Source organism: Pseudarthrobacter sp. MDT1-22, from assembly GCF_054511035.1.
The window spans coordinates 36,999-49,087 of record NZ_JBTNDK010000026.1 but is presented as its reverse complement, the minus strand read 5'-3'; the positions used below and the strand labels follow the sequence as shown (position 1 = coordinate 49,087).

Genomic DNA, 12,089 nt, shown 5'->3' with positions numbered 1-12,089 from the left:
TTCTAAAAGTTTCTTTCCTTAGACAGTCAGAAACCTATAGACGGAAAGCGGCGTGCGTCCGTTAAGGCGCGCTCAAAACGCCCACGGAAGAGTCAGGAGAGCCAGTTATTGACGGTGATATCCAGGTGCAGGATGGCGAGCAGGGTTGGCTCCAGGCGGATATCTGCTCGGCATGTGGGTACAGAGGCGCAGAGTCCTTCGAATCATGGGGTTACTTTGACAATGACCAGGAAGAGACTGGGGCCGCTGTGGTCGAATAACGAATCCAACAGCTCCCCTGGTGCAAACCATTGCCCTGGGGATTCCGGTTTCTCCGAGACGGGGGATTTTTGAATCCGCTCCCGGAATACGACAAAGTCTTCTCGGGCGTCGGGCGTCGGGCGTCGGGCGTCGGGCGTGAGTCGGAAGTCTGTCGCCGCGTCGGCGAAAAAGTGGCGCTGCGGTTCCCAGACCTTCGTGATGGCAGGACGTGGCCGGCATAGTCATACCACACGAATTCGTCGTCTTCCCGCCGTTGGCCGATGGGATCGACTCGGTTAAGGATGGTCTTCGCGAGGTCTGGTCCCTTGTTGCCGACGAATTTGCCCGGGTCTGGGAGTTGCCCAAGTTGCCGTCGGCTCACGGATGACTCCAGAGGCAGGTCACCGAGAACTCCTCGAAATCCACGAAGCCCTTGGGAGCAGCCGTTATATGGCCCAGATCGGCCTCGGCGGCCTGCCGTTCGATGAAACGGCCTGCTCCATCGAACTGCTGGCCACCGAAATCATGCCGGCCGTGAAACACCATCTTTCGGGGTCCCCGTAACGAATCCCTGTCATGAACTATTACAGCCAAGCGGCGCAGGAGCGCGTTCGGGACGCCGCATACGACGCAGTCGAGAAAGTCCTCAACAGCATGTTCGAACCGTTGAACCGGCAGGCCCTCACGGCGCGCTGGAACCAGGCCTGCGAAGCCATGGCGAGACACCTGGAAGCGCGGGACACCGGCGAAGAGTAGTCGCCGTACTTTCGGTCTCAAATAGGATTGACAGACGATCGAAATCGAAAGTTTGAGCTGTCAATGAAGGTCACCACCACAACGCTCCAGATGCTCCGGCCGCCCGCCTGGACGGCGCGCCCGTTGCCCGATGAGGCACGGCTGGACCGGGCTGACGGGGTCACTCCGGAGTATGCCCGTTTCCTCTATGGCCTGGTCGGCGGCCCGTGGCACTGGACGGATCGGCTCGAGTGGACACGGCAGGAATGGGCCGAGGAGCTCGCGGTGCCGGGGACGGAAGTCTGGGTCCTCTATGGCAAGGGCGTGCCGTGGGGCTATGTCCACCTTCAGCCCGTCGTCGCCGAGGACGGCACGCACGTCGAAGTCAGGTACTTCGGCCTTTCAGAGCAGGCGATCGGACGGGGCCTCGGCGGCCGGCTGCTTGAACACGCCATCACGGCCGCATGGTCGCTGGCACAACGCTTCGACCTCCCGCCGGTCTCCCGCGTCTGGGCCCACACCTGCACCCTCGACGGTCCCGCGGCTCTGGCAAACTACCAGTCCCGCGGCTCTGGCAAACTACCAGTCCCGCGGCTCTGGCAAACTACCAGTCCCGCGGCTTTGAGCCCAGCGGGACCGAGGACACGGACACGGAAGTGGCGGAGGAGCCGCTCGGTTCCTGGGTGGCCACCGGCGGTCGATAATGGCCGCATAACTGACGCGGACCACTGACGGTCGCATCTGCTGCAAGCCCGCCGGCAGCCGTAGGCTGGAACCGACAAAAGGGTGACCGAAAGGGTGACAATGTCGGAGACGATAACGGCCGGGCTGCTGGGCGAAGTGATGGCCGAGCTGGCCGTGCTTGAGGACCCGAAGATGCGCGAGGCGAACGAGAAGCGCGGCGACGACCACGGCGTGAACCTGTCCAAGCTGCGCGCGGTCGCGAAGCGGCTGAAGACGCAGCAGGAACTCGCGCGCGAGCTCTGGTCCACGAACGACACTCCGGCCAGGTTGGTGGCGCTGCTGATCTGCCGGCCAAAGGCCTTCGAACGCGACGAGCTGGACACCATGCTCCGCGAGGCGCGCGCCCCCAAAGTCCACGACTGGCTCGTGAATTACGTCGTGAAGAAGAGCCCGCACGCGGAGGACCTGCGCGTGGCCTGGATGGCTGACCCGGATCCGGTGGTCGCCAGCGCCGGTTGGGCCCTGACCAGCGAACGGGTGGCGAAAAAGCCAGCAGGGCTCGACCTCCCTGGGCTGCTGGACACTATCGAGGCCCAGATGAAGGACGCCCCGGACCGGCTGCAGTGGGCGATGAACCACACCCTGGCCTTCATTGGGATCGAGCATCCAGAGCACCGGGCCCGGGCGCTCGATATCGGCGAGCGGCTCGAGGTCCTCAAGGACTACCCGACGACGCCGAACTGCACCTCGCCATTCGCGCCGATCTGGATCAACGAGATGGTGAGCCGCCAAGCCAGGGCGTAAGGCTGTCAGCCTGGAAGCAAAACAGAAGCGGACGACGCCGGAAACCTCCCGCCGTCGTCCGCTTCTGCTTTTTAGCCGTGAACCGATCAGACGGTGGCGAGCTGACGTTCCTGGCCACGGACGCTGACCGTGAAAGTGTTGGGGCCGCTGCACTGGACCGCAATGCGGCATTTGGTGGTGTTCGCCTTCACTGAGAGGTCGTGCACAATGCTCTCAAGGGTGTGCTCAATCGCAGACCGGTCCCAGATTTTCAGCGTGATGGAGTCAGTGTTTTCAAACGTCATTGTCAGTACTTTCGCTCATGCAGTTAACGGCTCCGCGTCGTCCTTGAGGGGGCCGCATCCTCGTCGGTGAGGATTGCTGATCTTGGTAGTGCGGGACCGAGGTCCCGATCTCATGGTTCATGCTTGCCGCCGAGATTTGCAACAGAAATGGCCAAAGTGTGAGCGATTACACGCTCGCGCCGGCCTTAGTTACTGACGGCGGCGTAAAGGTTCAGGGACGCCGAAAACACCAGCCACGATACGTTCGGCAGCATCAGCAGTCCGGCCGTTGGGCTGATGGGTCCAAAGCGCAGAACTGTCAGGGCCGCTGCGAAGGTGAGGGCGGCGAGGACAACCAGGGCCAGCCAGAGCGCCGCGGTCCCCAGCGCGGGATACAGCCCGAAGAACGTCATGGGCCAGAGCAGGTTCAAGGCCAGCTGGAGCCTATAGAGCCTGAGTGCGCGGCGGCGCGGGTGGCGCCGCTGCCGCCACACCAGCCAGGCCGCCACGGCCATTGCCGCGTACAGGACCAGCCAGACTGACGTGAACATCAGCCCGGGAGGCGTCCAGGGGGCTTTGTCCGCCAGGGCGTACCAGCCGCCGGCAGCCGTTCGGATCGGGAGGGACCCCAAGAACGACACGGTCCAGGAAAGCGCGAGGAAGCCGACCAGTGCGGCGATCTGCCGCCATCGGGATGGCCCGTCCGGGACTGCCGGACCTTGCGCTTCGTTGGGGACAGTGTCAGGCACTGACCCACTGTGGACAATGGCGGGTACCCGCGTCAAACCCGGAGGCATCGGAGGTCTCCGTCAGGGTCCCTTCCAGATGGCATTTCGCGGCAATAGTGACCGGCGGAACTGCCGTTAAATGCCACCTCGCGGAACGCATTCAAGCCTTGACACCCTGCCGCCCCGGGAGTATCGTACAACCAAATGGTTGTAGATCAGCTCAGAGACGCGGACGTGGACCGCCTGTTCCAGGCGCTCGCGGACGCCACGCGGCGGGACATTGTCCGGCGGGTGACGGCGGGGGAGTATTCCGTCTCCGGCCTCGCCGCCCTCTACGCCATGAGTTTCGCCGCCGTCCAGAAGCATGTGGCGGTGCTGGAGCGGGCTTCCCTGGTAACGAAGGAGAAGCGCGGAAGGGAGCAGATTGTGCGGGGTGACCACGAAGGACTGCGGAAGGCCCGCCGGCTGCTCGATGAGTATGAGGCGATCTGGCGGCAGCGCGCCGGGCGGATCGCAGACATTCTGGCTGAAGGATAGGAAGGTTTTGCAATGCCTGTTATCAGTTCCACCAAGAATCTCGAAGCGCTCAGCTTCACCCTCGTGGCCGAGTTCGACGCCGGCGTCGAGCAGGTCTGGCAGATCTGGGAAGACCCGCGCCAGCTGGAGCGGTGGTGGGGTCCGCCCACCTGGCCGGCCACGTTCGAGGCGTTCGACTTCCAGCCCGGCGGGAAGGCCGGCTATTACATGACCGGCCCCGAGGGGGAGAAAGTCGGCGGCTGGTGGCGCTTCACCGCCATCGAGGCGCCGCGCAAGCTCGAGTTCGACGACGGCTTCGCGGATGATGACGGCGCCCCGAACGAGGCCATGGGAATCACCCATGCCGCCGTTGACCTCGAAGACCTCGGCGGCCGCACCCGGATGACCGTTCGGTCCACCTTCGAGTCAGAAGAGCAGATGGAGCAGATGGTCCAGATGGGCATGGAAGAGGGCATTCGGGAGGCGGCGGGCCAGATCGATGCCCTGCTCGCGGAACACGCCCGGACCTGAGTAACGCTGACGTTTTTCACGCAAAGGGGAGAGTACGACGGCGGGACGACCCGCCGTCGGACTCTCCCCTTTGCGTTGGGTACTGATGCTCTAGGCGGGTTCCAGCCCGTTGGTCGAGTAGGCCGCGAGGGCCCCGGGGCTGTGCAGGAAGTCGCGGAGCGCCGTGGCGCCTGCCACGCGGGACGCTTCGCTGCCCAGCGCCGTGGAGAAATCCGTGTACTCCTGGACCGCCGCGGGCAGGGGGCCAACGATTGCCGCCTCCGGAACGAGGACCAGTTCGCTCAGTTGATGGATCGCAATGTCGGCCCGGCCGTCCAGCAGCGCCACGGCCGTGGGCCCAGCATCAATGACGGTGGCCCGGGCCTTGACCTGCTCCGCAATCCCCAGCCGTTCCAGCAAGCCGGCGAAATAGATGCCGCTGGGGCCGCTCCGGGAATAGGCCACGGAGCGGGCCGATGTCACGGCGGCGATGAAGGCCTCCACGGTGCTGATGTCTGGAATCTGCGCGTCCGGCGGAACTGCCACACCGATACCGGTCCGGGCGACAGGCCTGGGGTCCGTCAGGATGTTGGCTTTGACGAGGTCCGCGAGTGATCCGGTGATGCCTGCCATGACGTCGGGCCGGGCCCCGGATTCGATCCGCGTCAGCAAGCGGAAGGTGGGCTCGAAGACCGCCTCTACAGGCGTCCCGCCGGCCTGAATGTATGCCGGAAGGATGACGTCCTGGACTGCCTGCTTGAGCGCAAAGGCGCAGAAAAGGGTGAGGGGCCTGGCGTCCTCGCTGGCAGCGTGAGAGTCCATGGGAGTCCTTTAGGGTAGTGGGTAGTGCGCGCTCCCACCAGACTTACCTTGTGGGAGCGCGCATTGTTATTTGTTAAGCCCCGGACATGGCTGCTTCCTGCCCGCGGAGTAGCCCTGAAGGGCAGTCCCGCATCGCCCCTATGCTTGGAGGATGGCAAGCCTCAGCAGCACTGAACAGCAACCGGATGCCGACAAGACCCGGGATCTGGCGGTGGCCATCCTCGACATCTCGTTCGAAGTGCACCGGAAATCCCACGACGGCACCGGCGTCCTCCCTCTCTCCAGCGGACTGCTGGACATCATCCGGGTCATCGAACGCCACCCCGGCATTACGGTGGCCGAAGTGGCCGCCCGTCTCGGCAGGCAGCTCAGCAATGTGAGCGCGCAACTGCGGGAGCTCGTTGCCCTGGGCCTGGTGACGCGCACGCGGGACGTGGCCGACAAGAGGTATGTGGTGCTTCATCCCACGCCCGAGGCGCAGCGCATCAGGGCCGTCCTGGAGTCGGCGTGGGCAGAGGCGCTGGAATCCGCCGGGTCGCGGCTGCTGCCGGCGGAGCGGGAGCAGCTTGCCGCAAGCCTGCCGGCACTGGAGCGTCTTGCCGGCTTCCTCGCCGAGCCCGAGTAGCGGACATCACCTCAAGCGGGTCTTTTCTGCGCCCTGAAAGTACTTATACTTATATAAGTATTAGGACTTTGAAGGGTGAAAAATGGGCGCGGCAACACAGACGGCGGAACCAGACGCAAAACAGGAGGGCAGGCCAAGAGGCCAGTGGGGGGCTCTGGTCTTCCTGGCCCTGGCACAGTTCATGGTGGTGCTTGACGGCACCATCGTGAACCTGGCGCTGCCGCGCCTGCAGATCGAAATGGGCGTCAGCGACACCACACGGTCGTGGGTGGTCACGGCCTACGCCCTCGTGTTCGGCGCCTTCCTGCTGCACGGCGGACGTGTCGCGGACTTCTGGGGGCGCAAGCGGACCTTCATCGTCGCGGCCGCAGGCTTTGCCATTGCGTCGCTGGCCGGCGGCATCGCGCAGGAAGCCTGGGAGCTGATCGGCGCACGTGCGCTGCAGGGTCTCTTCGCTGCCCTGTTGGCTCCGGCGGCACTGGCGCTGCTGACTGTTTCCTTCCCCGGCGGCAAGGACCGCGGTACGGCCTTCGCCATCTTCGGATCCATCAGCGGCGTTGGTGCGGCGGTGGGCGTCCTGTTGGGCGGGTTCCTCACGGACTACATGTCATGGCGCTGGACGTTCTTTGTGAACGTGCCCATCGCCATCATTGCCCTGGTCGGCGTGATATACATGGTCCGCGAGAGCAAAGCGGCAGGCCCTGCCAAGTACGACTGGCCCGGTGTCGTCCTGGCAGCCCTTGGCCTGGGATCTCTGGTGTACGGCTTCACCAATGCCGAGCATGGCTGGGGCGCGCCGGAGGCACGGGGCTTCATCTTTGCCGGTGTGGTGCTGCTGGTGCTGTTTGTCGCCGTCGAAAAGAAGGTCAAGCACCCGCTCCTTCCCCTGCGTGTGGCGACGGAACGCAACCGGGCGGCGGCCTTCCTGGCGGCGTTCCTCTCCGGTGCGGTTCTCATCGGCGGCATCCTGTTCATCAACTTCTACATCCAGATCGTGCTGGGCTTCGCGCCGTTCATCGCCGGGATCGCATCCCTGCCCATGACGGTGGTCCTCATCGTCACCGCGGCCCTGGTGGCCAAAAACCTGCCTAAGCTGGGTGCGAAAATCCCCACCGCCGTCGGGCCTGCCTTTATGGCGGCGGCCATGCTCTGGCTGACCCAGGTCACTGCCGAGGGGACCTATGCGGTCAACATGCTGCCGGCGCTCATCCTGATGGGCATCGGCCTGGGCATGGTGTTTGTGCCCATGCAGAATCTGGCCCTGTTCAGTGTGGACAAGGATGACGCCGGCGTGGCCAGTGCGTTGGTCAACGCCTCGCAGCAGATCGGCGGCTCACTCGGCATCGCCCTCTTCAGCACCATCGCCGCCGCAGCAACCGCGGCCGCCGGCGCTGCCGGTGGCAGCCAGATGGTTGCGCTTTCCGCCGGCTACTCGTCGGTCTTCCTCTGGGCCGCCGGCGTGGCCATCCTGATCGCGCCGCTCGCACTCCTGCTGATCACCATCACCAGGGAAACGTTCAGCGGCAGCGACGAGGACCAGCCCATCCACCTGGGCTGAGTCTCCTCGCCGGGGCACGCGCCCCACACAAAAGACGCCGACGGCGGGACCTCCCGCCGTCGGCGTCTCTTGTGTCGTTGTGGCCGCCCTGACAGTGGCAACCATGGAGCTTTGCCGGGCTGGAACAGATCAGTGCGTCAGGTCCTTGCCCTTCGTTTCCGGGATGGTGAACACAACCGCGATGCTGACGGCCAGCAGAAGTACCGCATAGACGTTGAAGAGGTTGGCTTGCCCAATCGAGCCGAGCCAGGCCTGCAGGTACGGTGCCGTTCCACCGAAGGCTGCAACCGCGATGGAATAGGGGACGCCCACACCAACGGTGCGGATTTTGGTGGGGAACAGCTCGGCGTACACGGCCGGTACGATCGCGGCCGCTCCTGCGATGAAGAACAGCATGACGGACATGGTGACCGTGAGCTGCCACGGGGAGTCCTTCAGCAGCCAGGTCATGGGGAAATGGAACAGCGCGGCGCCGGCGGCGCTCATGATCATGACGGGCTTGCGTCCAATGCGGTCCGACAGCTTGCCCCAGAACGGAAGTGCGGCGATGAACAGTACATTGGCTATAACGCTGGCCCAAAGGGTCTCTCCGCGGTCCATCTTCAGCACAGACGCGGCGTAGCTGGGCGTCACGATACCCCAGATGTAGTAAGCCACGGTCAGGCCGACGGTCAGTCCGATAACCTGCAGGGCCTGCTTGCGGTGCCGGTAGATCTGCGGCCACATCGGCTCGTGCTTTTCCTTGGGCGATTCTGCCTCGAAGACCGCAGTTTCCTTCAGTCGCGCCCTCATGATCAGGGCGTACAGGCCCATGATGCCGCCGATGATGAACGGGATCCGCCAGCCCCAGGCGCCCATGTCAGCCTTGCTCAGGACGTTGGACAAGGTGGCGCCAAGGATGGTTCCGGCCAGGATACCGACGGTGCCGGAGGTGTAGATGAGCGTTGCCCAGAAGCCGCGCTTTTCCTTCGGCGCCATTTCGGAGAGGTATGTCTGCGACGACGGCAGCTCGCCGCCGTGGGCAAGGCCTTGGATCAGGCGGGCCACCAGCAGCATGACTGACGCAAAGGCCCCGACGGCTTCGAAGGTCGGTGCGATACCGATCAGCAGGCTGCCCAGAGCAGCGAGCCCGACGGCGAACGTCATGGACGTCTTGCGGCCGATCCGGTCACCGATCCAGCCGAACACGAAGCCGCCGAATGGGCGGGCGACAAAGCCGACGGCGAAGATCGCCAGCGTGGCGAGGAAGGCCGACGTCGGATCCTCCTTGCTGAACAGGGCGCTCGCGATAAAAGGCGCGAACGTTGCGTAGATGGCCCAGTCATACCACTCGACGGCGTTGCCGATGCCGGTGCCGACGAGGGTGCGCAGGTGGGACTTGTGAACCTGGACGTCTGCTGGGACGCCTGCAGTTGTGGTCATTGTGTACTCCAGGATTTGAGGGTTTTAGTGGGCCGAAGCCAAGGCTGCGATGCGGGAGACGGCCAACTCGGTGTAAAGAGCAGTTCCGTCGGACAGGACGCCGTCGTCAAAGGCGGCGTATGGGGAGTGGTTGAAAGCGGTGGTGGTGTGGTCGGCGCCGGGGGCGACGGCGCTGAGCCCGATAAACGTCCCGGGTACTTCCGCCAGCACCCTCGAAAAATCCTCGGATCCACTGAGCGGGGTGGCCCAGCGGGTGAGGCGCGAGTGTCCAAAGAGGTTTTCGATGGTCTTCTCCGCGGTGCGCGTTTCGTCGTCGTCGTTGACGGTGAGGGGGTACTCGTGACGGTAGTCGACGTCCACCTCAAGGCCGTGGGCAGCGGCGATGCCCTTCAGCAGCGTGGGAGCGGCGGTCATCATCCGCTCCCGGGAGGCATCCGAGAAGGTTCGGATGGTGGCTTCGATGCGCGCCGATTCCGGAATGATGTTGCGCTTCGTGCCTGCCTGGAGGACGCCCACCGTCAGGACCACGGGATCGAACATGTTGAACTGGCGGGTGATCATGACCTGCAGGGCTGTCACCATTTCTGCGGCCGCCGTGACGGGGTCCTTGGCCGCGTGCGGGGCCGAGCCGTGGCCGCCGGCGCCCAGAACCGTGACGGTGAGGGCGTCCGAGGCGCTCAGCATCACGCCCGGTTTGGTGCAGAACCGGCCATGCGGCTCCAAGGCGGAAAACACGTGCATCCCATAGGCGGCGTCAACCCGGCGCCCGGCCGCGTCCAGCACGCCTTCGCGGATCATGTGGCCCGCCCCGTCAAAGCCTTCCTCGCCCGGCTGGAACATCAGCACGACGTCGCCGGCCAGCTGGTCCCGGCGCTCGGCCAGAAGCGTGGCTGCTCCGGCGAGCATGGCGGTGTGGAGGTCGTGGCCGCACGCGTGCATGGCGCCGTCGATCTTGGACGCGAACTGGACGCCGGTGCGTTCCTGGACGGGGAGGCCGTCCATGTCGGCCCGCAGGAGGACCGCTGGTTTCGTTGCCGATGCGTGCGGCGCGGTGCCGCGCAAGACGGCCGTGACCGACGTCGTGCTCTTGCCCAGGGTGATTTCGAACGGCAGGCCGTCGAGCGCCTTGAGGACTTTTTCCTGGGTCCGGGGGAGGTCCAGGCCGATCTCCGGTTCCTGATGCAGCTCGTGACGCAGCCGGCCAAGGTCGGCCTGCAGATCCTTCGCATCGGTGGTGATTGACATCTACTCTCCTAATTTCTGAACGTTTGGTCAGCGACCTGATCCCATTGTGTGGTGATGTGGTTCACAGGCTGGGAAATAGCTGAAAAAAATCAAAAGTATGATGGATACGGCAGGATTCATTCACCAGAGATAGAAGCGTGCGAAGTGGTACTCAGCGAGGAAGACCTTGCCCTGATCAACGTGCTGCAGGTCGCGCCGCGGATCAGCTGGTCGGATGCAGCCAATGTGCTGGGAGTGCACGCCACAACGCTGGCTGCGCGCTGGGACAGGCTGAGATTGTCGGGGGCGGCCTGGACGACGGCCCACCTGATCGGCGATCCCAAAAAGATGTGCCTGGCACTGGTGAGCGTGGATTGCGAAATGCGGTTGCGCGCGGAGGTGACCGCGGCGCTCGCCGCCATCCCTGAGGTGGTCACAGTGGAAGAGGCGGCAAGCAACAGGGACCTCATGCTGACGGTCATAGCGCCCACCTTGGCCCGGTTCACGGATCATGTCCTTCCGCGGTTCAAGGAGATCCGCGGGTTGGTGAAGTACCGGACCTCGCTGGGTACCCGTCTGCACTCCGCTGGCCATGCGTGGCGGCTCAATACCTTGGACAAGGCGAAGCAGAATGCGCTTTCGGCCGTTGCCAGTCCTGAAGTCACCGGTTCGGCAGCCTCGAGACCCGGGGCGCCACTGCCGCCCAGCCACCTGGATCTGATCCCGTTCCTGGCGCGGGACGCGCGAGCGAGCGCAGCGGACATCGCGCGCAGCCTGGGCCGGAGCCCGGCGACGGTCCAGCGGCAGCTCAACAGGGTGGTATCCAGCGGGCTGCTGTCCTTCCGTTGTGAAATTGCCCAGAATCTCTCCGGCTACCCGGTGAGCTGCCAGTGGTTCGCCAACGTGCCGCCGGGCCAGCACGAGGCCGCGGCCGCTGAACTCCGCAGCCTCCGCACTGTCCGGTTCAGCGCGTCCACCACCGGAGGCACAAATTTTGTGATCCTCATGTGGCTGAATTCGCTGGCCGATGTGATGAACGCCGAATTGGCCCTCCAGCAACGCATCCCGCAGATCGAGCTCGTGGAGAGCGTCGTGATCCTGAGCAGCGCCAAGCGGATGGGCTGGATGCTGAACCCGGATTCGACGGCGAGCGGCGCCGTTGTGGTCTCAACCGCGGAGCTGCCGTCCGTAGGGTTCCCCTGAGCTTCCAAGCGGCTGCCATTGGCACCGTTGAAATCAGATGCGGACGCTTGAATACTGGAAAAAAGACCCGATTCAGGCACGGAGGCGGTGGCATTCTATGAGCGGCGGGGCGGGGTATTTCAAGCGCCGGCTGGAACGGGCCGCAGAAGTGCGCTCCTACCGCGGTGCGGGGATCAGCGCTGAAGAAGAGGCCGAACTCGAGGCTGCGGAGGCGAAGGGCCGGGGCAAGCGCAAGAAGGTGGACGATGCCCAGCGGGCGGAGTATCTGATCCGGGACGCCATGGCACAGGGCAAATTCGACAACCTCAAATACGCCGGCAAGCCCATCCCCGGGCTGGGGGAGGCCTACGATCCTGACTGGTGGGTGAAGGGCCTGATCCAGCGCGAGAACATCAGCGGGCTGGGCCCCAAAGCCATCCTGCTCCGCACCGAAGACGCCGAACTGGACGGCCGCCTTGATGCCCAGTTCACCGAAAAGCAGGTCCGGGACATCCTCGCTGACTTCAACGCCCGGGTGATCGACGCCCGACGCCAGCTCCAGGGCGGCCCGCCCGTCATCACCAAAACGCGGGACGTCGACGCCGAGGTGGCGCGCTGGCACGAACGCCGTGCCGCCCGCGCACAGGACGCCCTGCCTGAACCGGAGCCGCAGCGCTCCTGGTGGCAGCGGCTCTGGCGCGGCACCACATAGCTGAGCGGGCGAGAGTAGCTGAGCGGACGGGGGGCAACGGACGACGGCGGCGCCTCCCGCCGTC

Annotated in this window: 14 protein-coding genes; 9 read left to right on the top strand and 5 right to left on the bottom strand. The window is 64.7% G+C overall.

Translation table 11 applies throughout. From position 1 onward, the window contains the following. Nucleotides 1–816: 816 nt before the first annotated feature. The 3 genes from ACX80M_RS17340 (at nucleotide 817) to ACX80M_RS17330 (ending at nucleotide 2,463) form a co-directional block, all read left to right on the top strand. Nucleotides 817–996 (top strand): hypothetical protein, encoded by a 180-nt coding sequence (locus ACX80M_RS17340; protein WP_252600237.1) that lies wholly within the window; start codon nucleotides 817–819, stop codon nucleotides 994–996. Between the two features lie 63 nt (nucleotides 997–1,059). Next, entirely contained in the window at nucleotides 1,060–1,707 is a 648-nt protein-coding gene (locus ACX80M_RS17335) for a GNAT family N-acetyltransferase (RefSeq protein ID WP_252600238.1), read from the top strand. A gap of 72 nt (nucleotides 1,708–1,779) precedes the next feature. After that, a complete protein-coding gene (locus ACX80M_RS17330; protein WP_252600239.1) occupies nucleotides 1,780–2,463 on the top strand; it encodes a DNA alkylation repair protein in 684 nt (227 codons plus the stop codon). An 86-nt stretch (nucleotides 2,464–2,549) separates the two neighbouring features. On the opposite strand, the gene ACX80M_RS17325 is transcribed toward ACX80M_RS17330, so the two are convergent. Together ACX80M_RS17325 and ACX80M_RS17320 are read right to left on the bottom strand one after the other, a co-directional pair. After that, nucleotides 2,550–2,747, bottom strand: a complete 198-nt coding sequence (locus tag ACX80M_RS17325; protein ID WP_058931239.1) for a hypothetical protein — start codon at nucleotides 2,745–2,747, stop codon at nucleotides 2,550–2,552. A 185-nt stretch (nucleotides 2,748–2,932) separates the two neighbouring features. Then, entirely contained in the window at nucleotides 2,933–3,475 is a 543-nt protein-coding gene (locus ACX80M_RS17320; protein ID WP_252600240.1) for a TspO/MBR family protein, read from the bottom strand. A gap of 183 nt (nucleotides 3,476–3,658) precedes the next feature. Here ACX80M_RS17320 and ACX80M_RS17315 point away from each other — a divergent pair, with 183 nt between their 5' ends. Both ACX80M_RS17315 and ACX80M_RS17310 read left to right on the top strand, forming a co-directional pair. After that, nucleotides 3,659–3,991, top strand: a complete 333-nt coding sequence (locus tag ACX80M_RS17315) for an ArsR/SmtB family transcription factor (protein WP_252600241.1) — start codon at nucleotides 3,659–3,661, stop codon at nucleotides 3,989–3,991. A gap of 12 nt (nucleotides 3,992–4,003) precedes the next feature. After that, entirely contained in the window at nucleotides 4,004–4,501 is a 498-nt protein-coding gene (locus ACX80M_RS17310; protein WP_252600242.1) for an SRPBCC family protein, read from the top strand. Between the two features lie 90 nt (nucleotides 4,502–4,591). On the opposite strand, the gene ACX80M_RS17305 is transcribed toward ACX80M_RS17310, so the two are convergent. Further along, nucleotides 4,592–5,302: a molybdate ABC transporter substrate-binding protein gene (locus ACX80M_RS17305; RefSeq protein ID WP_459310036.1), complete on the bottom strand. Its 711-nt coding sequence runs from the start codon at nucleotides 5,300–5,302 to the stop codon at nucleotides 4,592–4,594. Between the two features lie 151 nt (nucleotides 5,303–5,453). Here ACX80M_RS17305 and ACX80M_RS17300 point away from each other — a divergent pair, with 151 nt between their 5' ends. Together ACX80M_RS17300 and ACX80M_RS17295 are read left to right on the top strand one after the other, a co-directional pair. Further along, the gene (locus ACX80M_RS17300) at nucleotides 5,454–5,927 is read left to right on the top strand and encodes a MarR family winged helix-turn-helix transcriptional regulator (RefSeq protein ID WP_252600244.1); all 474 of its coding nucleotides are present in this window, start codon (nucleotides 5,454–5,456) and stop codon (nucleotides 5,925–5,927) included. A gap of 82 nt (nucleotides 5,928–6,009) precedes the next feature. Further along, nucleotides 6,010–7,485, top strand: a complete 1,476-nt coding sequence (locus tag ACX80M_RS17295; RefSeq protein WP_252600245.1) for an MFS transporter — start codon at nucleotides 6,010–6,012, stop codon at nucleotides 7,483–7,485. Nucleotides 7,486–7,614: 129 nt separating this feature from the next. Here ACX80M_RS17295 and ACX80M_RS17290 read toward each other — a convergent pair whose 3' ends face one another. Both ACX80M_RS17290 and ACX80M_RS17285 read right to left on the bottom strand, forming a co-directional pair. After that, a complete protein-coding gene (locus ACX80M_RS17290) occupies nucleotides 7,615–8,907 on the bottom strand; it encodes an MFS transporter (RefSeq protein ID WP_252570491.1) in 1,293 nt (430 codons plus the stop codon). 24 nt (nucleotides 8,908–8,931) lie between these two features. After that, on the bottom strand, nucleotides 8,932–10,152 hold the full coding sequence (locus ACX80M_RS17285; protein ID WP_252600246.1) for a M20 metallopeptidase family protein: 1,221 nt from the start codon (nucleotides 10,150–10,152) through the stop codon (nucleotides 8,932–8,934). Between the two features lie 144 nt (nucleotides 10,153–10,296). Here ACX80M_RS17285 and ACX80M_RS17280 point away from each other — a divergent pair, with 144 nt between their 5' ends. After that, nucleotides 10,297–11,334: an Lrp/AsnC family transcriptional regulator gene (locus ACX80M_RS17280; RefSeq protein WP_252600247.1), complete on the top strand. Its 1,038-nt coding sequence runs from the start codon at nucleotides 10,297–10,299 to the stop codon at nucleotides 11,332–11,334. Nucleotides 11,335–11,431: 97 nt separating this feature from the next. Further along, the gene (locus tag ACX80M_RS17275) at nucleotides 11,432–12,025 is read left to right on the top strand and encodes a DnaJ family domain-containing protein (RefSeq protein ID WP_252600248.1); all 594 of its coding nucleotides are present in this window, start codon (nucleotides 11,432–11,434) and stop codon (nucleotides 12,023–12,025) included. Nucleotides 12,026–12,089 lie beyond the last annotated feature (64 nt).

Coding starts and splice junctions, on each gene's coding strand:
- ACX80M_RS17300 (WP_252600244.1), top strand. CDS start 5,454: ATGGCAAGCCTCAGCAGCACTGAACAGCAACCGGATGCCGACAAGACC.
- ACX80M_RS17325 (WP_058931239.1), bottom strand. CDS start 2,747: ATGACGTTTGAAAACACTGACTCCATCACGCTGAAAATCTGGGACCGG.
- ACX80M_RS17305 (WP_459310036.1), bottom strand. CDS start 5,302: ATGGACTCTCACGCTGCCAGCGAGGACGCCAGGCCCCTCACCCTTTTC.
- ACX80M_RS17290 (WP_252570491.1), bottom strand. CDS start 8,907: ATGACCACAACTGCAGGCGTCCCAGCAGACGTCCAGGTTCACAAGTCC.
- ACX80M_RS17330 (WP_252600239.1), top strand. CDS start 1,780: ATGTCGGAGACGATAACGGCCGGGCTGCTGGGCGAAGTGATGGCCGAG.
- ACX80M_RS17335 (WP_252600238.1), top strand. CDS start 1,060: ATGAAGGTCACCACCACAACGCTCCAGATGCTCCGGCCGCCCGCCTGG.
- ACX80M_RS17285 (WP_252600246.1), bottom strand. CDS start 10,152: ATGTCAATCACCACCGATGCGAAGGATCTGCAGGCCGACCTTGGCCGG.
- ACX80M_RS17295 (WP_252600245.1), top strand. CDS start 6,010: ATGGGCGCGGCAACACAGACGGCGGAACCAGACGCAAAACAGGAGGGC.
- ACX80M_RS17340 (WP_252600237.1), top strand. CDS start 817: ATGAACTATTACAGCCAAGCGGCGCAGGAGCGCGTTCGGGACGCCGCA.
- ACX80M_RS17315 (WP_252600241.1), top strand. CDS start 3,659: ATGGTTGTAGATCAGCTCAGAGACGCGGACGTGGACCGCCTGTTCCAG.
- ACX80M_RS17310 (WP_252600242.1), top strand. CDS start 4,004: ATGCCTGTTATCAGTTCCACCAAGAATCTCGAAGCGCTCAGCTTCACC.
- ACX80M_RS17275 (WP_252600248.1), top strand. CDS start 11,432: ATGAGCGGCGGGGCGGGGTATTTCAAGCGCCGGCTGGAACGGGCCGCA.